The sequence below is a fragment of the Bacillus sp. FSL K6-2971 genome (assembly GCF_038006405.1).
Lineage (GTDB): Bacteria > Bacillota > Bacilli > Bacillales > Bacillaceae > Bacillus > Bacillus pumilus.
In genome coordinates this window covers 347,626-372,554 of record NZ_JBBOVD010000001.1, presented here as the reverse complement: position 1 = coordinate 372,554, position 24,929 = coordinate 347,626, and the positions used below count along the sequence as shown (strand labels likewise).

At 41.8% G+C, this 24,929-nt stretch carries 24 protein-coding genes; 6 read left to right on the top strand and 18 right to left on the bottom strand.

Features of this window, described 5'->3' with window-relative positions; all coding sequences use genetic code 11:
• Positions 1 to 63: 63 nt before the first annotated feature.
• Positions 64 to 1,191, top strand: coding sequence for a M20 peptidase aminoacylase family protein (locus tag MHI33_RS02100; RefSeq protein WP_340908709.1), 1,128 nt, complete (start codon positions 64 to 66; stop codon positions 1,189 to 1,191).
• 47 nt (positions 1,192 to 1,238) lie between these two features.
• Here the strand turns inward: MHI33_RS02100 and MHI33_RS02095 are convergent, their stop codons facing one another.
• From MHI33_RS02095 to MHI33_RS02025, 15 genes are all read right to left on the bottom strand, one after another.
• Complete coding sequence (locus tag MHI33_RS02095; protein WP_340908706.1) at positions 1,239 to 1,961, bottom strand: SDR family oxidoreductase; 723 nt, start codon at positions 1,959 to 1,961, stop codon at positions 1,239 to 1,241.
• Between the two features lie 123 nt (positions 1,962 to 2,084).
• Positions 2,085 to 2,840 (bottom strand): alpha/beta fold hydrolase, encoded by a 756-nt coding sequence (locus tag MHI33_RS02090; protein WP_340908703.1) that lies wholly within the window; start codon positions 2,838 to 2,840, stop codon positions 2,085 to 2,087.
• A 109-nt stretch (positions 2,841 to 2,949) separates the two neighbouring features.
• Complete coding sequence (locus MHI33_RS02085; RefSeq protein ID WP_185108268.1) at positions 2,950 to 3,831, bottom strand: glycine betaine ABC transporter substrate-binding protein; 882 nt, start codon at positions 3,829 to 3,831, stop codon at positions 2,950 to 2,952.
• The gene (gene opuAB / locus MHI33_RS02080; RefSeq protein ID WP_044139281.1) at positions 3,831 to 4,676 is read right to left on the bottom strand and encodes a glycine/proline betaine ABC transporter permease subunit OpuAB; all 846 of its coding nucleotides are present in this window, start codon (positions 4,674 to 4,676) and stop codon (positions 3,831 to 3,833) included. Before opuAB ends, MHI33_RS02085 begins: the two co-directional genes overlap by 1 nt.
• A gap of 10 nt (positions 4,677 to 4,686) precedes the next feature.
• On the bottom strand, positions 4,687 to 5,955 hold the full coding sequence (gene opuAA, locus MHI33_RS02075; RefSeq protein WP_044139249.1) for a glycine/proline betaine ABC transporter ATP-binding protein OpuAA: 1,269 nt from the start codon (positions 5,953 to 5,955) through the stop codon (positions 4,687 to 4,689).
• 401 nt (positions 5,956 to 6,356) lie between these two features.
• Positions 6,357 to 7,451: a toxic anion resistance protein gene (locus MHI33_RS02070; protein WP_044139248.1), complete on the bottom strand. Its 1,095-nt coding sequence runs from the start codon at positions 7,449 to 7,451 to the stop codon at positions 6,357 to 6,359.
• 14 nt (positions 7,452 to 7,465) lie between these two features.
• Positions 7,466 to 9,082, bottom strand: a complete 1,617-nt coding sequence (locus MHI33_RS02065; RefSeq protein WP_340908697.1) for a YceG family protein — start codon at positions 9,080 to 9,082, stop codon at positions 7,466 to 7,468.
• A 70-nt stretch (positions 9,083 to 9,152) separates the two neighbouring features.
• The gene (locus tag MHI33_RS02060; RefSeq protein ID WP_340908693.1) at positions 9,153 to 9,968 is read right to left on the bottom strand and encodes an HAD family hydrolase; all 816 of its coding nucleotides are present in this window, start codon (positions 9,966 to 9,968) and stop codon (positions 9,153 to 9,155) included.
• Positions 9,965 to 11,074, bottom strand: a complete 1,110-nt coding sequence (locus tag MHI33_RS02055; RefSeq protein ID WP_034620706.1) for a cysteine protease StiP family protein — start codon at positions 11,072 to 11,074, stop codon at positions 9,965 to 9,967. The genes MHI33_RS02060 and MHI33_RS02055 overlap by 4 nt, the downstream gene beginning before the upstream one ends.
• Positions 11,067 to 12,398: a phosphoribosyltransferase family protein gene (locus MHI33_RS02050; protein ID WP_340913755.1), complete on the bottom strand. Its 1,332-nt coding sequence runs from the start codon at positions 12,396 to 12,398 to the stop codon at positions 11,067 to 11,069. Before MHI33_RS02050 ends, MHI33_RS02055 begins: the two co-directional genes overlap by 8 nt.
• Positions 12,388 to 13,578 carry an HpcH/HpaI aldolase/citrate lyase family protein gene (locus tag MHI33_RS02045; RefSeq protein ID WP_044139242.1) on the bottom strand — a complete coding sequence of 397 codons (1,191 nt, stop codon included), beginning with the start codon at positions 13,576 to 13,578 and terminating at the stop codon, positions 12,388 to 12,390. The genes MHI33_RS02050 and MHI33_RS02045 overlap by 11 nt, the downstream gene beginning before the upstream one ends.
• 98 nt (positions 13,579 to 13,676) lie before the next feature.
• Complete coding sequence (locus MHI33_RS02040; protein WP_106066540.1) at positions 13,677 to 14,456, bottom strand: TerC family protein; 780 nt, start codon at positions 14,454 to 14,456, stop codon at positions 13,677 to 13,679.
• Positions 14,457 to 14,593: 137 nt separating this feature from the next.
• Entirely contained in the window at positions 14,594 to 15,172 is a 579-nt protein-coding gene (locus MHI33_RS02035) for a TerD family protein (RefSeq protein WP_003216935.1), read from the bottom strand.
• A gap of 41 nt (positions 15,173 to 15,213) precedes the next feature.
• Complete coding sequence (locus tag MHI33_RS02030; protein ID WP_034664247.1) at positions 15,214 to 15,795, bottom strand: TerD family protein; 582 nt, start codon at positions 15,793 to 15,795, stop codon at positions 15,214 to 15,216.
• Positions 15,796 to 15,815: 20 nt separating this feature from the next.
• Positions 15,816 to 16,418: a TerD family protein gene (locus MHI33_RS02025; RefSeq protein ID WP_044139240.1), complete on the bottom strand. Its 603-nt coding sequence runs from the start codon at positions 16,416 to 16,418 to the stop codon at positions 15,816 to 15,818.
• A 421-nt stretch (positions 16,419 to 16,839) separates the two neighbouring features.
• Between MHI33_RS02025 and MHI33_RS02020 the strand changes: the two genes are divergently transcribed.
• Positions 16,840 to 17,832: an LLM class flavin-dependent oxidoreductase gene (locus tag MHI33_RS02020; RefSeq protein WP_340908684.1), complete on the top strand. Its 993-nt coding sequence runs from the start codon at positions 16,840 to 16,842 to the stop codon at positions 17,830 to 17,832.
• 208 nt (positions 17,833 to 18,040) lie between these two features.
• Entirely contained in the window at positions 18,041 to 19,081 is a 1,041-nt protein-coding gene (locus MHI33_RS02015; RefSeq protein ID WP_113768655.1) for an acyltransferase family protein, read from the top strand.
• Positions 19,082 to 19,102: 21 nt separating this feature from the next.
• Here MHI33_RS02015 and MHI33_RS02010 read toward each other — a convergent pair whose 3' ends face one another.
• Together MHI33_RS02010 and MHI33_RS02005 are read right to left on the bottom strand one after the other, a co-directional pair.
• Positions 19,103 to 19,882 (bottom strand): glucose 1-dehydrogenase, encoded by a 780-nt coding sequence (locus tag MHI33_RS02010; protein WP_065098733.1) that lies wholly within the window; start codon positions 19,880 to 19,882, stop codon positions 19,103 to 19,105.
• 120 nt (positions 19,883 to 20,002) lie between these two features.
• Entirely contained in the window at positions 20,003 to 20,431 is a 429-nt protein-coding gene (locus tag MHI33_RS02005) for a cell wall hydrolase (protein WP_003217242.1), read from the bottom strand.
• Between the two features lie 538 nt (positions 20,432 to 20,969).
• On the opposite strand from MHI33_RS02005, the gene MHI33_RS02000 reads away from it, so the two are divergent.
• Positions 20,970 to 22,028, top strand: coding sequence for a DUF4352 domain-containing protein (locus tag MHI33_RS02000; RefSeq protein WP_185108256.1), 1,059 nt, complete (start codon positions 20,970 to 20,972; stop codon positions 22,026 to 22,028).
• Positions 22,029 to 22,125: 97 nt separating this feature from the next.
• Here the strand turns inward: MHI33_RS02000 and MHI33_RS01995 are convergent, their stop codons facing one another.
• A complete protein-coding gene (locus MHI33_RS01995) occupies positions 22,126 to 22,461 on the bottom strand; it encodes a hypothetical protein (RefSeq protein WP_065098732.1) in 336 nt (111 codons plus the stop codon).
• A 376-nt stretch (positions 22,462 to 22,837) separates the two neighbouring features.
• On the opposite strand from MHI33_RS01995, the gene MHI33_RS01990 reads away from it, so the two are divergent.
• On the top strand, positions 22,838 to 23,389 hold the full coding sequence (locus MHI33_RS01990) for a hypothetical protein (RefSeq protein WP_185108586.1): 552 nt from the start codon (positions 22,838 to 22,840) through the stop codon (positions 23,387 to 23,389).
• Positions 23,390 to 23,543: 154 nt separating this feature from the next.
• The gene (locus MHI33_RS01985) at positions 23,544 to 24,896 is read left to right on the top strand and encodes an IS1182 family transposase (protein WP_265209170.1); all 1,353 of its coding nucleotides are present in this window, start codon (positions 23,544 to 23,546) and stop codon (positions 24,894 to 24,896) included.
• The last annotated feature ends 33 nt before the right edge of the window (positions 24,897 to 24,929 follow it).

The window sequence follows — 24,929 nt, the reverse complement described above, 5'->3', positions numbered from 1 at the left end:
AGATCAATATTATTTCACTAAAAGAATATTTTGACAGATTTTCTGTCAGCAAGGAGGCTATTCATGACAACTTTGACAAACGACATGCAGCAAACGGTGAAAGACATCTTTGATCACCTGCACGCCCACCCTGAAATCAGCTGGGAAGAAACGAATACGACGGCTTATCTTGAGGACTTATTAAAGAAAATGGGCTGTCAGACTCGAACATTTGACGACTGTACAGGAGTGATCGGTGAAATTGGAGAAGGCGCACCAGTGGTCGCTGTGAGAGCCGATATTGATGCACTTTGGCAGGAAGTAGATGGTGAGTTTCAAGCCAATCATTCATGTGGTCACGATGCACACATGACAATGGCTCTCGGCACCTTCATGGCATTAAAAGAAAAGGAACTCCCAAACGGCACCATCCGGTTCATTTTTCAGCCTGCTGAGGAAAAAGGCGGCGGTGCGCTGAAAATGATTGAAAAAGATGTGCTAGCAGACGTTGATTACTTATACGGAGTGCATGTGCGCCCAATTCAAGAAACATTAAACGGACGCTGCGCACCTGCGATCTTGCATGGATCGAGTAATCATTACATCGGCACAATTATTGGTGAGGAAGCCCACGGTGCACGCCCGCACCTAGGGGTCAACGTCATTGAAGTGGCTTCTACCCTCGTGCAAAGACTCGCGCATATTCATGTCGATCCAAGAGTTGCACATTCTGTGAAAATGACCAACCTACATGCTGGCGGAGGCAGTTCAAACATCATCCCTGGCAAAGCTTCTTTTACATTAGATGTCAGAGCACAAACAAATGAAGTGATGGATGAACTAGAAAAAGAAATTGAAAGAGCCGTACATGCTGTAGCGGATGCCTTTGGTGCTTCCATTACCCTTTCAACAGATCATCGTCTGCCTGCCGCCACCTTAAATGAGGAAGCCGTTCAGATGATGTCTCAAGCCATTGAAAAGGTTTTAGGCAAAGAGCAGCTCGATCCTCCGCTTGTAACGACAGGCGGAGAGGATTTTCACTTTTATGCAGCAAAGGTTCCGCATATCAAATCCACGATGCTTGGTTTAGGCTGTGATCTAAAGCCCGGTCTACATCATCCGTATATGACATTCGACCGCTCTGCTATTTTTACCGGCATTGAGATTTTGACTGAAGCTGTTTATCAAACCCTTCAGCAGCATTCATCATAAAATCAAAAAACCACCCGTTTTTTCTTTAAACGGGTGGTCTGATTGTATTACGCATTCAAATCTGTCATTGCTGGGACGTTGATTTCTTTTACACAGGATACCCTTGATAAATGAATCACACATCTCGCAAGCTCTACTATATCCTGTACAGGAATTCTCGTTTCATCATATAGAGCGATGGCTTTTTCGGCACCATCTTCATATGGTACCTCCGCTGCCAGCTCTCCTGGATTGATACTGGATACAGATATTTTATCTTTTCTCACATGCTCTCTTAGTGCATTCACAATTCCGCGCAGGCCAAATTTAGATGCAACAAAAGAAACTTGCGGTAGGTTTGTATGATCAAGTCCCGCCGTTGAACCAATCACGATGATTTTTCCATTCTCCGATTTTCTTACGTGCGGAAGCAGTGCTTGGATGTAAGTAATCGTAGACGTGACATTCACATTGATTAAATGAGCGATATCCTCTGGCTGATCGTGATCAAATGAATAATCATCTTCAAAGCCTCGTTTTTCCCATAAGCCGACGTTATAGATGAGGACATCAATGGTTTTGTCCCCCAATGCTTCGATCATGTATGGGATATGAGATTGGCTTGATAAATCAATTTTCAGCCAAATTCTATGTACACCGTCATCTAATTTCAAACTGCTCGGTTCACTTCGAGACACAATCCAAACTGTATCTCCGCTTGTCGGAAGACCTTTAACAAAAGCATCCCCTAATCCTTGACTTGCACCGAATATGATATAGTTTTTACTCATAGCTCCTCCTTCTACGTCTCATGAGCTTTCAGTCAGACAGTAGCTCATCTGTAAGCGTTTTATACCTCTATCATATAGGTTCTAAGATTTGGCTGCCTCTTTTATGCCTGTCTTTACTTTCAGTTACTTGATTTCCTTTAATTCCACTGGTAATGTGCGTTCCTCTATAAAGCATTGAACCATATCCATAAACAGTTCTTTCTTCTCAAACGTAAATGTATGTCCAATAGCGGGAACGACGACACCTGCTGCCTGCGGATGTGAATTCGTTATTTTCTTTGCTGACCGTTTCATGATGCCTTTTTCCTTTTCCCCCACTGTGACAAGAATTCGTGCCTTCGCTTGTTGAAACGTGTCTGGGAGCTTGTAATGGAGATTTTCTTGAAACATCGTCAGAAGGGTTTTCTTCTGCAAATTCTTCGAATCCGCCACATAGTGATTGAGTACATCGTTTGGAAGCCCCATTTTTTCAGCTTGGAGCTCGATAAACCAATCTTTCTTTAATAATGGATACGTAAGAGGTAAAAGAGGTCTCACCATCAAGTAAAGCCATGGCAGCGGCATTACAAGAGCGCTATTGATGACGGCTATGTCTACGATGTCAGGCTCTTTTGATAACACCTCAACGGCAACCTGTGCACCTAGAGAGAAGCCAACGAGTATTACTTTATGTCCTTGCGCATGCTGCTTGATCCATGAGATGACTTCAAGAGCACTTTCTCTCATGGAAAATGACTGTTCATCTGCTCTAGTCCCGTGACCAATGAGGTCAGGCGTATAGCATTCATACGCTTCCTTGAATGTTTTTATCTGCTCCTGCCACATCCAGCTACTTACTCCTCCACCATGCAGGAAAATCATGATCGGCTTAACCATCATCGACAACTCGTCCACCTTCCTTATATATAAGAAAAAAAGCAGCCGCTTTTTGAGCAGACTGCTTTTTCATATGCTCCCTTCTATTATAAGGGAATCTCATCATAATTGGCTATTTTTTCAAATCCTCAATCGAGTTGACGTTCTTCATATATGTCGGAACAACTAGACCCATGCGAAGACCTTTCATACTTGTGCCTAGATCATCATATTTCCCTTTAAACTTCGCTGCATACGTTTTATGCGTATTTGGTAGCCAAGCAGATAACGAGGCATCCGCACTTCCAGTTGCAATTGCTGTCCACATTGGACCTGCTTCCACCTGAGTCAAGGTTACTTTAAATCCGAGCTCACGCAGTACTTCTGCAGCAACATTGGTACTTGCAATCTCACTATCCCACGCAACGTAGGCAAGATTGACTTTGTCACCATTCGACTTTTTCACGCCTTTTGTCCATTTCGCTACTTGGTCTTTATGTTTCTTCACATATTTAACGGCGGCATCCTTTGGATTGATACCATCTTGGATATCCATCATGACTTCGCCCATGTCATCTTGAGACCATTTAAACTGACCAAGCATTTTGGCTGCATCCGGCTGATCCTTTGCAAACCCTTTACGTGAAATCGTATGAATCTCTTCCGCTTCACCGTAAGATTTCTTTGGATCATCTAAATATTTTAAATCATAGCGAGAAAACATCCAGTGTGGATTCCAGCCAGTGATGATGATTGGCTTTTTACGGTCGTAAGATTTTTTGAGAGTTGCAGTCATGGCTGCACTTGATGCAGACACAACCGTCCAATCCTCTAAGCCGTAATCCTTTTTCGCTTGATCCGTTAGCGCCATAATTCCTGAACCGGGATCAATGCCGATAATGGTTTTATTCACCTGCTGTGCTGCACTCGCATTTGAGTCCGACTTTGCGCCACAAGCGGCTAGTAAAAAGACAAGCAGGGCGGTCATCCCAATGTAGAGAGACTTTTTCCACATTAAGCATTCCCCCTGGTTTTTTTCGTTTTAATGTTTTGTGTAATACGGTCAAGTGTAATTGCCACAATGACAATGGCAATACCTGCTTCAAATCCAATTCCTGTTTTCAGCTGCGTTACCGCACTATATACTTCTGAACCAAGTCCTGGTGCACCTACCATTGCCGCAATGACGACCATTGATAGAGCAAGCATGATACTTTGGTTAATACCAGCTAGGATGGTTTTTGTTGCAAGTGGAAGCTGAACTTTGAACAAACGCTGGAATGTCGTTGAACCAAATGCTTCTGTTGCTTCAATTAAATCAGCTGGTACTTGTTTAATACCGAGAATCGTCATACGAATCGTTGGCGGCATAGAGAAAATAACCGATGCCACAACTCCAGGCACAACGCCAATGTTAAAGAAGAAGATGGCTGGTAATAGATAAACGAATGCAGGCATTGTCTGCATTAAATCTAAGATAGGTGTCACAATTTTACGCACAGTTTCCTTCTGTGATGCCCAAATACCGATCGGAACCCCGATTACGATGGAAATGACCACAGCTGTTAAAACGAGCGCAAGTGTTTGAAGCATTGGATGCCAGTAGCCTAAATAGTCAATCAGCAAGAATCCAATAAGTGTAAAAAGAGCAATTCCTCTTGTACTGATCCACCAAGCAATGCCTGCAAAAATAAGGGTTAAAATAATGGATGGAATCACACCAAGTACTGCCACAATTCCATTTACTGTACCTGCTAATCCATTTGTGATCCCATCAAAGAAACCACCAAAGGTTAATGTTAACCAGTCAACAAATCGATCGATATAATCCGCGAACGGAATTCTAGGTAAATCACTCATACTAAACATCTTATTCTACCTCCTGTGCAGAAGGCTCTTGTGTTTTAATTTCCTCAAGCTTGTTAGAAGACATGTTGATATACTCATCATTACCTGATAACGCACCAATTAATGCACCTCTGACCACAATACCCTTCATTCTGTTTTTCTCATCGACAACGGCAATTGGAATGTTTGCCGCATCAGACACCGCATCAAAGATTTCTGTCAAATACGTTGATTCCAATACTGTCGTGAATTCTTTATCAAGAACAGTTTCAAGCGATGCTCCCATTTCTGCCGCCTTTTTCGCTGCTTGTGCAGAAATAACACCTAATAAATGCTTTTTCTTATCGACTGCATAGATTGACGAAATTCCAAGGTTTTTCATGAGCGTAAGTGCAACACGAGCCCCTTTGTCGATCTGAACTGTTTCTGCACGTTTCATAATATGACCAGCGGTTAATACTTTAGAAAGGTCGACATCTTCAACGAAACGTTCAACATATTCATTCGATGGGTTCATCAAAATTTCTTCTGGTGTTCCGATTTGGACGATATTCCCGTCCTTCATGAGCACAATGCGGTCGCCAATCCGAAGCGCCTCATCTAAATCATGGGTAATGAAAATGATCGTTTTTCCTACAGATGTGTGAAGCTCAAGCAATTCATCCTGCATGTCTTTACGAATTAATGGATCGAGTGCGCTGAATGCTTCATCCATTAATAAGATGTCAGGGTCATTTGCTAATGCACGTGCCAATCCAACACGCTGCTGCATCCCACCACTTAATTGGTTTGGATATTGCTCTTCAAAGCCTTCAAGTCCAACAAGCTTTAAAGATTCAAGCGCTTTTGAGTGGCGCTCTTCTTTGTCTACACCTTGTAATTCAAGACCATACTCTGTGTTCTCAAGAATGGTGCGGTGCGGGAACAATGCGAAGTTTTGGAAGACCATGCTGATCTTTTTCCGTCTGACTTCACGCAATTGATCCTTTGACATATTTGTTATCATATCCCCATCAATATATATTTCGCCGGAGGTTGGTTCGATTAACCTGTTTAGCAGCCGCACAAGTGTGGACTTTCCGCTCCCTGATAGCCCCATGATGACAAATATCTCGCCGTCATACACATCAAAATTTGCTCGATTGACACCAACTGTTGCGCCAGTCTCTTTTAGGATCTCTCTTTTTGTTTTCCCTTTTTCAAGCATTTGAGTTGCTTTTTTAGCATTTTTACCGAAAATTTTAGATACATTATTTATCTTGATTTTGATATTTCTCTCTTCAGAATTCATATTTTCCCTCCAAATTAGCATCTTTATAACCGTAACATAAGCGTTATGATGCGAACAATCTTTAGAATTCGCTTATTTCTGCACAATATGTATGAATTCCCTATAAGAGGTCTGGTGATTAGAGTTTATACGCCGTATTACTCGTAAATCCTATAGAATGCTTCATAAACAACATAATTTACGGGGTATTTCCTCTCATCAGACAATATTTTACTGGAAATTCCTAATTGTGCTAAAAAATAACTCAAATCCTCACCATAGCGAACTTTTTCAAACATGGGTGAACCATTCCTCTGAACAGGATTTACCCGAAAATGGTCACATAGAAACCTTTTTCATTCAAATTTTAATTAAAATATTAAAAAACTGCCTGCAACTTTAGTTACAGACAGCTTATTTTTTTAGGACTCTAGGGCAGCTCGCTTAATATTATCTTGTAATTCAAGCATACGCTTTGTTCCATCTTCGCGTAATCGTTTGTTTTCTTCTTCGATCTGTTTTGTCTCTTTCATCCCTTGTACAATCGTATTAAAGGAAGATTCGATCGTTTCAATGTCGATACTTGGACGTCCAGACAATTTGGCAATCTCCACACTTTGGCTTGAGATGTTTTCAGCATTTCGTTTCAGCATTTCATTTGTTCTTCTATCCAGCTCACTCATTGAATCAGCCACAAGCTTTTGTCTTTTCGCTGTCACAGCTTGAATGATGCCATTTTTAAAGATCGGAATCGTGATAATGAACGCTGAGTTGATTTTACCGATTAGTTTCGTATTCCCACGCTGCAGCAAACGAATTTGCGGTGCTGTTTGAAGAGCCACCATCCGTGCCATATCAAGGTCATATACACGCTCTTCCAACGCTTGAATGCCGTTACGAAGTGTATCAAGCTCCATTTGTGCGAGCTGGTTTCCACTAGCTGCTTTTTCTTCATAAGAAGGAACCAATTGCTTTAATTCCTCGATTTTCATTTGACCTGCAACGACATACTTTTCAAGCTCCATATAGTATTGAATGTTATGCTCATACATTTCTTCAAGCGTCACAGTCGATTTTGTCATTTCGTCTTTATATTTACTGATTTCCACATTAATTTTTTCAATCTCTGCACCGAGCGTTTGATATTTACTGAAAATCTTTTCAATCATGCTGCCGCCGCGTTTAAAGATTTTTGACAGTAAACCACCCTTTGGCTCGTCAAAATCATTTTTATCAAAACGATCCATAATTTTTCCAAGCTGCGTCAGCATCGTTCCTGAGTCAGTGACACTAGTTGAACGCATCATCGAAAGAATACGATCAGAGAACTTAGAGATTTCAACGGCCGGCTGTTTTCCGTATTCAAGCAGATCCAGCTGATTTTTCGCATCGATCTGTCTTGCAATATTTTGCACTTCTGGTTCATTTCGAAGCTGAACGCGAATATCGTCTGCCTTCTCAATGGAGATTTCCTCTTTATCAATTGAAATGATGTCATTTCCGTTTGTATTTGTCATAAGCTTTGATCTCCTTATCGGTTTTTAATGGATTGAAATAATTTTCTTACGATGGACGGCTCTTTAAACTCCTGGTTCATAACCATCTCATCAAGCCAATGGGTATCAAATAATTGGTCATCTATATATCGCTCGATACACTGGTATCCCGCCGGATGATACACGAAGAGATCCACACCCATTTCATTTAGGAAAATGAGGGCAGCCGCATCAGAACGAGTCAGCTCACCATTATATTCCGTATGATATAAAATCACTTTCGGTACAGTTTGTGCATAATCAAAGGTTTGAATGAGTTCAATGAGCTCCTGGCCGATATGCAGTACCTGTTTGAATAAATAAATACGGACATCTAATTCAGTCTCATTGCCTTCTTTTATTAGCTTCGGATGCTGACAGATTCGAGATATCGCCTCTGCTATCGCACGCTGCGTCCCCTCATATAGATGAGAAAACTGCCACACGTTGCTTTTCATTAATAATTCAGGATCAATCTCTCCAGCAGAAGAAAGGGCATGCTGATAATGAAATTGATAATTCGAAGACACTTCTTTCGTAAAAGGAAAATGGCGAATGGTCTTCGTCTCTTTCCATTCCATTAACGTGTGGATACGATCCCAGTATTCACGCTTGTCTCGAGTGACCCCCATCATTTTCGCAAAGAGATTCGGGATCTGTATCGTGTCGCGGTCTGCTTGAAAATTAGGGCGGATAAAGGAACGTTCCTTTGCAATTAAAAACAACTCATCATACGTTGTCTTCAGCGTAATAGAATGAGGAGTATGATCTCTGAATTGCCAAGGCTTATACAGCATTGAATCTTCCGTGTGGAGCACCTCTTCAAGCTCTCTTGTCGAGCGGTACGCCACCGTTGACTTCCTCTCAGGCTTTTCAGTAGGGAACGGTTCCAGCTTTGAAGTCCCCGGATACTGATCAATAAAAGTCAGCTTTTCTTCTGGATCTAGTTCGCGGAACGAATCCTCGCCCTCTGGATGAAATAGCACAACATCACAGCCAATCAGCATGACATAGTAAAGAAAATAAAGCTGACTTTTATTCGCCTCTCCATACCAAATGACAGCCGGCATTTTTTCTTCTATATTGACTTCCTTCAGCCATGGACCTAGATGATTATTTGAGAACTTTACTACATCCAGCAAAACCCGGCGGAAATCGGGATGCTGAAATCCCCCTTCATGCAGCTGTTTGAAATGCTCAAACACCTTGATCAATGAAAGGCGGATATGCCGGTTCATTACAGGGTTTGGATGGCGTACAATCAGCTGTTCACCATCTAAGAAAGCCACAAAGCGATTCACAGATAATCCTTTTTCTTCTTGGTTAATCAAATGAATGCGTTGAAGCGCTTGAAAATGCTCCGGCTCAATATGACGATTGAGCGTTTCACTTAAAATATGAATGCCATCTGTTTCATATAATTCATGTAAATAAATAAAATAATCGGTTGCATCATGCGGAGTTCCAAGGACCCGGGCGGCGAGACGCGGCAAGGACAATGTATGCTCGTCCTTGACATAACCGTCTCTTTCAGGGAGCGGCTTTTTCAGCACGTTTTTCCAGGCTTCCTGCTCCGCCCGTGTTTGGTTAACATTGATTTCTTTATAACTCACGCCGCTCCTTCCTTTCTCCTATATTTTCTCGAAAGCTACTACTATCATATCATTCACCCTTCTACTTCTGCTATCGAATCGAAGGCTTTTTTGCGGTCGTCATCTGCTTCATGACACAAGCGGTGATTTCATCTGCTGCTGCCATGCCAGATGCTGCTGTCGGCTCAAGTAATGAATCAAAGTCGAGCACTTCTCCATGCCTTGGGGCAAAGCCCATATCTGCCTGACGAATGAGACCTGCATCTAAGAGGGAATCACCCGCACCGTATACATATTCAAGCTCCAACCGTTCCTTTAGAAAAGCAACAGCATCCCACTTATTGAGCGGTTTCGGAATAAAGTAAAGCTTCCGTCCTTGTAGAGACACCTGCCAGCCTCTCTCCTCGCCCCACTGCTTCAATTCAGCAAGTGGAATGCGAGACAGATACTCATCTTTCATAATCAAATAAAGAAATCTTCCCTCGGCTGTCCGGGTACGCTTCACCCATGCCGCAACTGGAAGTTCGGAGATGGCTCTTAGCATCTCTCTGACTGACATACACGCTTTGAGCCTCTCATCAACGATGACCTGCCAATCCTCAAGCGGCTTGCCGCGATGAAGGATACATCCCCCATTTGTCGTGATAGCATACTCCGGTTTGAGCTCTTGCTGAAAGAAGGTGATCCGTTCATACTGAGCGGTCGTTCTTGTCGTCACTGGAATGAACCAGCCCAATTGATGAATCGTCTGCAAAGACTTCTTCGTTTCAACCGACATATAGGAAAGCGGACGTTCATCCAGCATTTCAACTAAAGCATAATCTCCTTCATACGTATACTGATCCAGCACTCGATGTGAGTAAATCAGTGTGCGGTCTAAATCACTGGCAAACGCACTTGTCTTCATGACGTCTGCTCCAGCGGACGAATGAGTCCACAGCACGTATAGGACATATTGGCGTATTCAATGACAGGAACGCCCCTGTCCTCTGCCAGAAGCAAAATATGCTTTAGCTTCTCCTGAGACCCAGGCTGTATCAAGATTTTCCAAGGGATTCTTCTCAGCAGCACACGGGTCGTCTCACCAACACCCGGCTTAATCAAATGGGTATTTTCAATTTGAAACTCCTGACCGATCGCTTCAATGGACGCCATTCCCCGCCAATCCGCAGGCATTCCTTGCGTGAGAATGGTCTCTGCTTTCTCTCCTACATTTGGTTCGAGGCTAGAAAATGCTTCTTCAATTGTATCCACATACAGATTGGACACATCCTCATCAAGCAGCTCTTCATAATATTTTGCCCCATGGAAATCATCGGCATTGATCCAGCGGTTGTTTAGTACCGTACGACTAACAAGTCCAGATACAGTCGAATTCAGGCAAGCACTTGGAATGAGAAAGTCCTCTCTCGTTCCGTAGACATGTGTACAATAGCCAGGATCAGCGAGTACAGCTAGTTCACTAGAAAGACGAATACCGTACTTTCTTTCAAAATCAATCACCGCTTTTTGGAGCTCTCTCGAAATCGCACCTTTTCCGGTCCATCCATCAATAAAGGCAATCTCATAGCCCGGATGTTCCTTGAGCATATAATGTAGCGCATTCTCATCTATTCCTCGATCACGAATAATCGAGATGCTGTAATGAGGCAGTTCAAGACCATATGTCTTTCGAATATATCGTTTGATGAGTACCCCGATCGGCGTTCCCGCTCTAGCCAAACTGCAAAGCACCGTTTGGAAGCCTCGCTTTTTCACAATCTGTTCTGCTACAACAGCTACCGCTTCTGCTACCTTCTCCTTACTTTCTTTCAGAGATTCATAGAATAAATCCATATAAGATTCGGTTGGTTTATATTCAATCGGCAGCATTTCTGAATAATGCGCACCACTCTGAATCGAACGCTCCCGCTCCTCTGTACTTTTCTCCATCTCAATGGATGATAAATCTTTGAGTAAGAAGGTTACATCCTGCTCTGGATAGCTTCCCATCTTTGTATACACATTAGCCATTCACCTTCACCTCGTCTGATAAAGTCACAATATGCACATGCTTCACATGCCGCTCGGCAAATAAATGAACAAGCGGAAGCAATGCCTCCTGAGAGACCTTTTTCTCAAAGAAGAGAAATACATCATCGTATTGACCTTTTGGTATGTTGTACACGTAGTGCTGAATTCGAGCATCCTCTGGACTCACAAAGGTGAACCCATTTTGAACAGCGTATCCATCCTTTTCAACGGGATGAATTGGGCTTCTCGTCGTTGAATGAAAGAGAACACCTTCTCCCATATGTGCAGCCACTCTCATCGGTACATACATCAGTTCACCTGTTCCTAAACAAAGTGTCTGCTTTCCTTTGCGTTCCTTCTTCAGTTTCAGTCCAGCCTCTGCAGCTGCTTGGTCGATGGCTGCCGTATCTGCTGCGTTTAAACCAAAACGACCCGTTTCATGTATATATGGCGAATGACCAGCCGAATTGGTTGCATGAGAACGTGCATACGGCTTTTGCTGAAAGAAGGATTGAAGGGAGTGAACAGAGAGACTTGGCAGATCCTTTTGCTCAGCTATCTTATACGAATAAGCTGGTTCATCCAGCGTTTTGCCTCGAAAGACCATTTGCCCTTTTAATAAAGACAATGAGGTGATGTGAATACCAAGCTCCTCTTCAAGCTCACACATGGCTTTCTCGTGCTCCTCTGTCCGCCAGTCTAAAATAGAAAGAATCATGTAAGAATGTCGCGGGTGCTTTGCATGAAGGTCCCGAATGATATTGATATTCGTACGGCCTGTCGTGACTTCATCATCTACTAGCACGACGGGACGGTCTGTGCGAAGTAATGCTTCGTCTGCATAACAAAGCTGATCCGTTGCATGCGAATGCTCTTCTTCAAATACCAATGAAGGATCAAGATCCAGCAGCTGTTCACGTGTCGTATGAATGTAAGATGCTCCTTCTAATACGTCATACACACCGTGACCAAGAGCTGTGGCTGTTTCTGCAAAGCCGATCACGATCGGCTGTTTTCCTATTGAAAGCTTCTCTTTTTTGAGCGCTTCGTAGGCTTTAGTTAATACCGTGTGGTCATCCGTCTTGAGTGCTTCTACTAAAAGCTCTTGATGCGGAGACGTCTTGCCTGTTTGCTCTTTGGCATACGCCATGGCTAAAAGACCCGAGACAAGGAGCGGTTTTACTGGATGAACAGGAATGTGCTTACCGAGCACCTTACTAACGAATAAAAAGGCTCTTTTTTTGTTCACCCTTGCTGCCATGTCAAAGAGATGCTCTTTTTCTAGCTGAAGCGCACCTTCTTTGAGAACAAGCTCAACTTCCATATGTTCCAAGATGCTCAGCGTATGCGGCTTCTGCTTCTGTGAGTATGTCGATATAGCTTCTATTTTCATGAAACACCCCGTAAATATCTGACTTCATTATAATGTGCTCTGCCCATCTGTAATGGGGCTTCGTTTCATTCATTTTATTAGAGAAGGTACTCTTCATTACGCCAACTGTGCCGTCTGCATGTTCAAGAATGCTTAATGCATCCATATACTCTTCCTTCGTTACAACATACATGCTTTGAACCGGCTTGAGATGTGTTGGATGAATGACCGTCTTTCCATGAATGCCGTTAGCCACATCGAGTTTTGTCTCCTTGAGTAAACCTTGTACGTCATCAAATTCAGATGAAGACGATTCACCACTCTTATGAGAAAGTGCCCGGATGAATGGCTTTTGTTCCTTTCGTGCAGGGCCAAAATGCTCCCACACAGCACCTGATACCACAAAGGAACGGCCAAAATAATTGGTGATATCTGTGATCAAATCAGCAATCAAATTAATCTCATAAATGGTCGTGTTACGATCACGGCGAATTCCGTACAAACCGCAAAGATCCGTTGCCCCAATGCGAATATTCAAAATATATTCTTCGTCATTCAGCAAGATCTGCTTTAACTCTGACAACACCGTATATCTTGTTTCTTTTTCTAGTAAATCGGGTGTTTCCAAAATGGGCATCCCATAAAGGGTTGTCTGCGTTTGGGACGATGCCTGTTTCAGACTGTCCAAATAATCCTTCGCATTATGAACCGAGCACTTCGGGAACACAAAACCGGTAAGTAATTGAAGAGAGGAGCCGAGCAAGTCTGCCATTTTGAGCAGCTGTTTCGGCGAACGAACGCGAATAAATATAAGAGGCAAATGTTCAGCCGTTTCAGGCGCATGCGTGACTTTCTCTTTGAGACTGGCCAATTGTGCCACTAGATTCTGTTCAGCCATGTCCACTTCTTGATCACCGATGGCATCCTCCAAGCAAAATACAACAGAGCAAAGCGCTTCATATTTCTGCGACAGCAGCATATCTGCTATATCTTGTCTTGTCGCAGGCATATACAAAGTAGCACCTAATGCATGCGCAAGTACATGCCTCGGTGTCAGTGAATGCATCGCCCCCGGCCGCTTGAAAAAAAGATCGTGCTGCATCGCCTCTGATAAAAATCGAAAATACCGCATGCTGTGCCACCTCCTGTTGTTTAGAGAAAATAAATCAATGACCTGATGATTCAAAAAAGGATGGAGCCGCTAGTCAACTCCATTCCTTTTTGATCGTCCTATTCTTCTTTTGAAGCCGCAGCTTCGTTTGTCACATCTTGATGTTTCTTCTTATTCATTTTATGAACAATAAACGTCCCGATAAATGCTAGGATAATAATCGCAAAGAATGCGACATGCGGAATTTCAATATGAGCAGCACTTAAGCCCATTTTGATGGCAATAATTCCAATGAGAATAAACGCTGTATTCTCAAGCTCTGGAACACGGTCAATGAGGACAAGGAATAACTGTGCCACTGTACGCATCATGAGAATTCCAAGCATTCCGCCTAATAGCAGAATCCATACTTCCTCAGATACAGCGAATGCCGCAAGAATACTGTCCACCGAGAAGGCAAGGTCCATAATTTCCACAGAAATAACGGTTGCCCAGAACACGCCAAATACACGAATCATCCAGCCTTCTTTTTTCAATTCCTTCGCTTCGTCATCGCCGTCACCTAACCAGAAGTGCTTAATGACAAGCCATGCTAAATATGCAGCTCCGAGAACCTTAATCCACCAAAACTTAATAAGCAGCATCCCTACGCCAATGAATAGAAAACGGAAGAAATAAGCGCCAATTAATCCGTAGGTTAATGCCTTTTTACGCTGCTTTTCTGGTAAATGTTTCACCATGACAGCTAATACAAGTGCGTTATCTGCTGATAACAATCCTTCAAGCACAACAAGGGTCCCAATGAGCCCCCAAGAGACAGGGTTTGTTAATACCTCTGCCCACATATGCCAATCAAAAAACGAGGCATACGTGTCCAACATATGTTTCAAAATATCCAACTGTTTTTCCTCCTATAAGTGTAGAAGCATCAGCAGGCTTTCGCCTGCTGTTATTCTTGATCGCTGTTTCTTTCTCACTTTGGAAAAGGCCCTCAAATGAGTCATTGGCAGCGCCTCTTGAATTTTGTTTCTCTCGTTTATACTTCTAACCCATAATTTTGACAAAGAGCTGCAAGTCCGCCAGAGAATCCGCTTCCGATCGCGTTAAACTTCCAATCGCTTTCGTGTCGGTACAATTCACACACTACGACAGCCGTTTCAATTGAGAAGTCTTCCCCTAAATCAAAGCGAATCAATTCTTCCCCGCCCTCTTCATTTACAACACGAACAAACGCATTTGAGACTTGTCCAAAATTCTGGCTGCGCGTCTCTGCATCATGAATCGTCACTGTAATTCCGATACGATCAATGTTAGCAGGAATTTTTGAGAAATCAACGAGAATTTGCTCGTCATCTCCATCTCCTTCACCGGTCCGGTTATCACCTGTATGAGTGACACTGCCGCTTGGGTGCTGAAGGTTATTATAGAAAACAAAATCTGTGTCTTGCTGACAACGATTGTTTGCATCCACTAAGAATGCCGAAGCGTCCAAATCAAATTCGGCTCCGCCAGAATATTTATTCGTATCCCAGCCAAGACCAATCATCACTTTCGTCAGCCCTGGGTTGGTTTTTGTTAAATCGACACGTTGTCCTTTTGAAAGCTGAATCGCCATATTCGTCCCTCTCCTGTCTCCTGAAAATATAAAACTAGCCGTTACCCGATATCTAAACCGAAGTCCGTTGCAATGCGGGCAAGTCCGCCTTGATAGCCCGATCCGACAGCTGAGAATTTCCATTCCCCGCCATGACGGTATAATTCACCTACAATAATCGCTGTCTCGATGGAGAAGTCCTCTGCCAAATCGTATCGAATCAGTTCTTCATTTGATGCCGCATTTAAAATACGCACATATGCGTTCGTGACTTGTCCGAAATTTTGACTGCGCGCTTCCGCATCATGAATCGTAATGACAAATGAAATCTTCTCAATACTCGCTGGTACAGCTGATAAGTCGATATTGACCTGCTCGTCATCTCCGTCGCCTTCACCAGTGCGGTTATCGCCTGTATGTACGACACTGCCGCCTCCGCCAGTTGTTTGATTGTAAAAGACAAAATCCGATGGAGAGCTTGCCTTACCTGCCGCATCTAAAAGAAATACACTTGCGTCTAGATCAAAGTCATGTCCGCCGTCATACTTATTGACGTCCCAGCCAAGACCGACGACCACTTTTGTTAAACCTGGATTTGTTTTTGTTAAATCAATTTTTTGACCTTTCGCTAAAGAAATTCCCACTAGGAACCTCTCCCTTCTAATTAAATGTAGTTTCTCGTAATATCGGCAAGCTTCGCATCATTTGTACCGTCCCCAACAGCCGCAAACTTCCACTCATTCTCGTGACGATAAAGCTCTCCGACGATTAATGATGTTTTCCCTGCATACTCATCTTTTAAATTATACTTCACTAATTCTTGATTGTTTGAACGATCAACGATGCGAATGTACGCATTTTGAATCATACCAAAATGCTGATTTCTTCTAAGTGCATCATAGATGTTCACAACAAACACCAATTTATTCACATTGCCCGGCACCTTGCTCAAGTTGACGAGGACTTGTTCATCATCTCCGTCTCCTTCACCAGTCAGGTTGTCACCTGTATGCTCGACACTGCCGCATTTGCTTTTCAAGTTGCCAAAATAAATCAAATCTTTATTTTCCGTAAATTTATCATTTTTCAGCATGAGCACTGAAGCATCACAATCAATATCAGCGCCGCCTCCGCCGCCAAACAGCTTTCCTAAAAATCCGCCGCCTTGTGATACAGGGTCCCAGCCAAGTCCAACAAGAATATTCGTTAGCCCTGCTTTGCCTTTTGTTAAATCAATACGTTGACCTTTTTCTAATGTAATCGCCAAATCAATCACTCCTCCAGCATAATAAAAATCTATTTATTAAGCGATGGACCCTATTAAAATCATCATACATGAAAATTCGACAAAATTCATGAAATGACATTGGAGCCTCTTACTCTTTTTTCTATTTACTAGTATATACGATCTACGTTCAAGATAGGTTTCAAACAGATGATATTTTTTTAACGAAAGATCCATGTTGAAAATGGTTCATGTCGTAAATGAAGTGTTTCATGTGAAACATTGTCGAAAATTCTCGTCCACAGCTCTTGCTGATAAATAACGTATTGATGTGTTTTCGTATGTTGATATAGAAAAGATAAAGCATGAAATCAAAGGATAAACCCTTTCGTTTCCTTCTATTCAAGGATTTCTTTATACTGAAATGAAGAACATTGACCGTGTAAATGAAAGGATGTTGATGATGCCATCACTTCACATATTAGATCAAGTCGCTATTCCTAAAGGTCAGACAGCGCAAAAGACATTGATTCACACAACGCAGCTGGCTCAACTTGCGGAAACTCTTGGGTATGAGCGTTATTGGTTTGCTGAACACCACAGCACAAGAGGGCTCGCTAGTACAGCACCTGAAATATTAATGGCACATATCGCCGCTCATACATCGACCTTACGTACCGGGTCTGGCGGCATTTTACTTCCGCAGTACAGCCCCTTTAAAGTAGCAGAGGTCACGCGGCAGCTTGAGGCTCTGTATCCTGGACGAATAGAAATCGGTGTAGGCAAATCTCCGGGCGGGATTGAAAGGACGAGACTTGCTTTGACAGACGGCGTGCATAAAGATCTATCTCAGTTTGACCGCCAGCTGAAGGATCTTCTATTTTACTTATCAGACAGCCTGCCTTCTAGGCACCCGCATGCAGGAGTCAAAGCTTCTCCGCTTGTTGATGCTCATCCGCCGGTTTGGCTACTTGGTCTCGGAGAAAATAGTGCCGTGCAGGCAGCGGAACTTGGGATCAACTATATTTTTGGTCACTTTATCCACCCTGCACGCGGCAAACAAGCATTTGAGACGTATCGGTCTCACTTTTCTCCATCTGTCTTTTCCACCCAGCCGCACGCTATGTTTGCCGTGTTTGTCATTTGTGGTGAAACCGATGAAGAGGCCGAACGGATCGCCAGCAGTACAGATTTATGGCTGCTGCGTGTTGAAAAAGGACTGGACAGCCGCGTCCCTTCTATAGAAGAAGCCAGTACCTATCATTACACCACGCAGGAAAAGAAAAAAATGTTACAAAACCGCCAGCGGATGATCGTCGGCTCAAAGGCAACGGTGAAAGAGCAATTACTTAGCTTGATGGACCGCTACCAAACGGATGACATCATGATTCTAAACAATTCATTTGATCCGATAGAAAAACAGCGCTCCTTCAAACGAATCGCCGAATTATTTTGAAGCCAATTCCCTTGGCTTTTTTTTACATTGTCATAAAAAATGGGAAATGTAACATCAAGATGTCAAAATCCTTCCGCCTGTCATCTGATCGCAACTGTGTCTTCTAATCGTTAGCGAACTGTAAACGCATAAGGGGTGTACCTTTTATATAGTAGAGGTACATATGAAAGACCCGTTTACGACGCTAGAAGGAAGGAGATGACAGGCCATGAATAAGAGACTCGAATGGGTCGATGCGGCTAAAGGGATCGGTATTCTGCTCGTGGTCATGGCGCATGTGCCCATTCCAGATTCGTTAAAGCAATTCATTTACTCTTTTCATATGCCGCTTTTCTTTTTACTATCCGGCATGATGTTTCGATCATCCTCACTCCCTGCTCTGTCATTTATTCAGAAGAAAGCCAAGAGCTTACTCTTGCCCTATCTCTATTTCTCCATCATTACGTATGTTTTTTGGTTCACCGTTACTCGTTTTTTTGCCTTTAAGGGACAAACGGATATTGACCCTTTCGTTCCGTTTACAGGTATTTTTATATCCAATGCAGATGAAGCTAGACTCACGCATAACCCAGCCATCTGGTTTTTAACGACACTCTTTTTAGTGGAAATGATCTTTTTCTTTATGCATCGTCTGACAAAAGGGAAACCTGCTGTCTTGATCTTACTGACCGTCCTTTGCGGAGGTGCTGGATATGCCTCTACCTTGCTTTTAGACCAAAGCCTACCGTGGAATGCCAATGTCGCCTTGACGGCTGTTGTGTTTTATTCAATTGGCTTTTTGGCAAAGCAATGGTTTGTGGAATTAAAGACAGACCCAACCCTTCTTCTATGTACAGGTCTGCTTGTACTGACTGCTTACATGCAAAGCTTTAATTCACGAATCGATATGCGCGTGAATGACTATGGTGATCTTTTTCTTTTCTATGCATGTGCACTGCTCGGTTCAGCTGCCGTGATTTATTTAAGCTTTAAATTCAAAACGTCCCCTATTTTGACCTATCTCGGTCGAAATTCCATTGTGATTCTCGTCTTGCAGTTTGCCGGCATCGATATCATGAAAGCACTTGTTTATTATGGACTTGGCATCAGTATTGCAGATACAGCGCAGCTTTCCTGGACTCTCTTTTACACGATCGGAACATTGCTGCTCATGGTGCCATGCATCTCCTTCCTAAGCAAATACCCGATGCTACTCGGCAAACCAGCCAAAGCCGCACACCGCTACGAACAAAAAACATCCGCCGGCTGAATGGGCGGATGTTTTTTTGAATTAATCATTGATTTGAGAAGGATAAAGCGTCATTCCTCCATCTACAAATAAAGTGGTACCTGTGATATACGAAGCTTCCTTAGATACGAGGAATGCAGCGGCTGACCCAATCTCCTTCGGTTCACCAAATGCTCTCATCGGAATCTTTTCAAGCTGCTTTTGTTTTTTCTGTTCATCCTGCAAATCATCATTCGATTCGGTCGCCATTGTACCTGGTGCAATCGCATTGATCCGAATACCTGCTTCCGCATAATCAAGAGCCAGCGTTTTTGTCATCATGTTCATTCCGCCTTTGGAAGTGGAATAGTGAACATTGAACGGGCGCGGTATTTCCTGATGAACACTGGATATATTTAAAATCGATCCTTTGATGTCATGCTCCATCATATAGGCGATTGCAGCCTTTGCCCCTAAAAAGGCGCCTGTAATATTCACATCAATGACTTTTTGCCATTGCTCAAGCGTCATCTCATGCGGCATCGCTTCTTCGCCGTTAAAGCCTGAATTGTTGACGAATACATCGACTGTTCCGAAATGCTCCAGTGCTGTATCCATGATGGATTGAATTCCTTCCTCTTCGGAGACATCTGCGTGTACTTTCACCGCCCTACCTCCGCGCTGCTGAATGGCTTGGACCGTTTCTTCAGCACCCTCTTCATCACCTTTATAGTTCACAACCACATTCATCTGCTCTTGTCCAAATCGTAATGCGATGGCTTGTCCGATTCCTTTTGAAGAACCTGTGACAATGGCTGTTTTTCCTTTTAAATCTTGATACATCTTTATTTCCTCCTATCACGTGCTTCATCTAGTTGATACACAATGGTTACCCATTTTGAAAAAAAGAAAAACACAATCCTCTGCAATCGTTGACTAAGAGGATTGTGCTGTTCATCAAACTTAAAAGGTGTTATAGACATTTTCACATGTTTCAGCGGTTGGTTGATAAAAGCAATGAGACTTATACCTTGCCACAAACGGCTGATTGTACCAAGTCGGTGGACAATTACCAGGCGGCTTAAAATACCAAAGGCTGAATTTTGCTGGCCAAAATCGTTCTCCGTTAATATTCCTCCGTGCAAGTGTTTTTTCTGTTTCTCGTGCTCGTTGATAAAAATAACCATGCGTGACTGCTTCAAATGCATGCTCTTGATAAATCATTTGTGGAATCGTACGCAGCCCTTTAAAGTCAGAGCAGTTGGCACGCAACCGGTTGATGCCCACATTTCCTACGAGCAGCATCCCTTGCTTTCCTTCACCTTCTGCCTCCGCTCTCAGAAGTCTGGCCATGAGATCAATATCAGAGCTTGTCGCTCTTACCACTGCCATACATCCACCTCCATTCGTTTCTCTTTTATTTTATGTAGGGTTTCTGTGTAGATGACTGCCATTTTGACGGGAAAAGACACCTTCAGTGTCGAGAGCCTGTCTAAATACCTCAACATTTTGCTGGACATGTGTCTCTCTGGCAACAACACACAAACCAAGTGATCATGCACATAACAGGAAAAAATATTCATTACTATAGACTCATTTACAAGTCATAAAAATCCTTCTAATTGCGACACCATTATCAAAAACAGTCATTTGAACCTATTCAACAATCCGACTCAAAACCTTAAAATATAAAATGTTGAGTTTTTACAGGAGACATCAAATCATAAATTTACAAGTTTCTCCTCTCAACTTAGTGTCATTTTTACTACTTGAAGCTGTGCAAACTTAGAAACGCACTGAAGTATTGACAGTACTTTCGCTTCATTCTACAGTAAAAAACACACAGTGTTTTTCTTTTTGTGCAAAAAGAACGATATGAACTAAAGCTTTCCAATGAAATTCATCATAAACCCGAGGAGGAAAACACGTCATGTTTAAAAAGAAATTATCCCTGTTTCTTCTGATCTTGTGTGTCACTGTTGTCGCTGCTGCTTGTAGTGGTGGAAAAGAAAAGTCAGCTACGAAGGAAAAAGATACAAAATCCCTTGATGCAGCAGAGGTAAAGGTAGAAAGTGCTGAGTACACATTACCACCTCAATACGATACATCTGTACAGGATGATCAGTATGTACTAAAAGTGAACGTATCTGTAAAAAATATCAGCAAAGAGCCTCTAAACGTTGATAAAAGCAACTTCACGCTTTACCAAGATGACTCACAGGTGTCTACGATCTCTCCAGATGACTACAACGAAGTATTATCTTCAAGCTCTCTAAATGCAGACAAAGTATCAAAAGGCGGTCTTTTCTTTGTTGTTGACAAAGAAAAAGACTATCAGCTTGTGTACACAGAGCCAGGTAGTGGTTCTAAAAAAGATGACAAAACACTAGAATTCGATATTAAAGGTAAAGACTTAATGAAAAAAGCAGATACACTTCAAGCATCTGCAAAAGCCCTTTCTTCTTATATTGATGTCATGATTTTTGGTAAGAATAACGACGAATTCGAAAAACTAACAGGTGATAACAAATCAACTGTTGTCAACCAATTTGATAAATCATTCAAACAAGGCTACATCACGTCATCAGGTATTTCTTCTAGCTCAGCGAAGGACGAAAACCTTGATAAGCTTCTAAAAGCTGTAAAAGAAACATTAGCTGAAAAATCAAAAGTATCAACAAAAACAAAAGCCATCAGTGGTGATAAAGCCGTTGTGACTGTAACTCTTACACCAATTGATGCAAGCCCGCTTGTCGATCGTTTAAAAGAAAAAGCGACTGAGTTCTACAGCAAAAACCGTACTGCGTCTTATGATGAAGCACAAAAATATTTACTCTCGATCTACCCAGAAGAGTTCAAAAAATTAGGACCTTCCTCTTCTGAAGAAACAGTAGAAGTCAACATGAAGAAAAATGACATCGACCAATGGAAACTTGATTTGAACGATTACAAAACAAGCTCATTAGTTGAAAAGTTCATCAAGAACTAAGAAAAAACCCCCGATGCCGGGGGTTTTTTCTTATCGTTTTTTGTTTGATCCCTATATTTAATTCCGAATTACAGCCAAGAAAGTAAGATACGGTCTATTATGAAGGAGTTTCTTTTACAGCTTCATACTCTTTTATCACCTCAACCGGATCAACCGCATCCTCATCTTGTACGTATTCCTCTACATAAGGATCCATTAATTTCTCAAACTTTTGTTCGTCGTCTACTAAAGCAACATACGTTTCATATCCTTCAAAATCAGATGGATATAAATGTGCAACGGAACTACCCGTTTCTAATGCCTCATCTATCGCTTTTCTTAATTCCAATAATCCTTTCCTGTTCCCCAAAATAAACGCTTCAAAATGGTGTGTTTGTTGAGCATATATATTACATAGCTCTAGCACATCATCGTCTACTGTTTGATAAGACATACACGAATCACCTCATTAATCGAATTGGGATAATAATGTAATTTCTCCCTTCCATTATGCCATTCCTTTCACCCGATAGTGAATCTCTTTTATATAAATCTCTGGATATAAAAAAACTTGCAGATAAAATCTACAAGTTTTTAGCTTTTTTATTTCGCAAGCATTCACTTTTCTTTCATAAACAAACTTCTCACGATGACAAACATCAATTACTTACATAGTACGTGAATATTAAGAATGGGATAGCAAAGTAATACGTATCTAGCTGCGTAGCTCCTGCTCTCATGGTATTATTATCACTGGCATCCCTATAAAAGAACTCCAAAAGCTCATTCATTCTACGGAGGTCCTGTTAAATAATTAATAGAGGTGAATCATGTATAATTACGAAAAGCTATATAAACAGTATTTATATAAAAAAGATCAATTGATTTTTACTAAAGAACGAGTCGCTGAGATTATAACGTCTAAATTTAAAGCTAGAGAATTTTCAAAAACAAAAATTTTAGATTTAGTAAATGATGATCACTTTGAATATACTAAGATATATAAATGTTTTGTCATTGATGATCCAAGTATATTGATTCAATTGTTTTCAAATGAGGAAAAAAAGAATCATCGTGAAGAAATACTTGATAATCGTGAACATCCCTTAAACCCCAAGAGAGTCAAAGAATGGGAGTATAATCACTTATTGTTTGATGAACAAGAAGGTAGAAGAATTGATATCATTTTAGAAAGTAAAGATGGATTATATATTTCAGAATCTCAAGTAAGAGCTAGCTGCGAAAAGCTTGATAGGTATATGAATGCTTTAATTGTAGGTGCAATTATTGAAAATGAGTTAGAAGAATATCCAGTTGATATTCATAACGAGCATTTTCAATTTTATTTAGAGAACTTGGATCAATTCGGTTTCTTAAACTGAAAAATACGGTGATCGGTATTCACTTGAAAACGCCCTCTATCAAAGAGGGCGTCAGGCTGTCGAGAAAATCTCGACAGCTTTATTTTTTTCCTTAAAGTTTCCATTCCCCCGTTTTATAATAGAGAAAAGCATACTAAAGGAAGGTGTTTTTCTCATGTTCCACACTAGAAATTCTTCTCAGCACGAAGCCGAATTTGTATTGCTAGATCAACTGGTCGAAGAGGATCACCTGCTTCGTAAAATTGATCAGTACATTGACTTTTCATTTATCGTAGATAAAGTAAAACCGTATTATAGCGAGAATAAAGGTCGTCCTTCTCTTGATCCACTTATTTTATTCAAAATGATGTTTATCGGATACCTGTACGGTATCCGTTCTGAAAGACAACTTGAAAAAGAAATTTACTATAACATGGCGTATAGATGGTTTTTAGGTTTGAACATCAATGACCCCGTTCCCCACCACTCGACCATTAGCTGGAATCGTCGTACTCGATTCAAAGATACAACGATTTTTCAAGACATTTTTGATGAAATTGTGCTTCAAGCCATTAATCATGATATGGTAGGAGGCCGCGTTCTTTTTACTGATTCGACTCATCTTAAAGCCAATGCCAATAAACATAAATATACGAGAAAAACGATTGAACAAGATACTCAGAACTATATAAATGATTTAGAAGAAGCGATCCAAGAAGATCGAGTGGCACACGGAAAAAAGCCCTTAAAGGTAAAAGAGGAGGTGAAAACGAAAAAAGACATTCGTCAAAGTACGACTGACCCTGAAAGTGGCTATCTTTATCGTGAAAATAAACCAGAAGGCTTTTTCTACCTAGACCACCGTACAACGGATATGAAGTACAATATCATCACGGATGCCCATGTCACGCCCGGCAATATCCATGACTCTGTTCCGTATCTTGATCGATTGGATCACCAAATCGCCCGATTTGGTTTTCAAGTAGAAGCTGTTGCCCTTGATTCTGGTTATTTGACAACCCCAATCTGTAAAGGTTTATCCGATCGCCGTATTTTTGGTGTCATCGCACATAGACGCTTTCATCCAACAAGAGGATTATTTGAGAAGTGGAAATTTCAGTATGACTCTGAACATGATCACTACATATGCCCAAATGGTGAGAAGCTATTATATACAACAACTGATCGAAAAGGTTATAGGTTCTACAAGTCAGATCCTAAAAAATGCGTATCGTGTCCTTTCCTTGAGCGCTGTACAAGATCGAAAAATCATCAAAAAGTGATCTCAAGACATGTATGGGAGGAACACAAAGAAAAGATCAGACAAAATCGTCTGTCTGCCTCTGGAAAAGAGCTATATCAAAAAAGAAAAGAAAAAATAGAGCGAAGCTTTGCAGATTCAAAACAACTGCATGGGCTTCGCTACTGCCGGTTGAGGGGAAAACAAAATGTGAGTGAGCAAGTGCTTCTCACAGCTGCCTGTCAGAACATGAAGAAGATTGCCATACACCTAGCGAAGCTAGGCTAGGTGTGTGGGAGGCCTTTTTCATTAAATCTCATC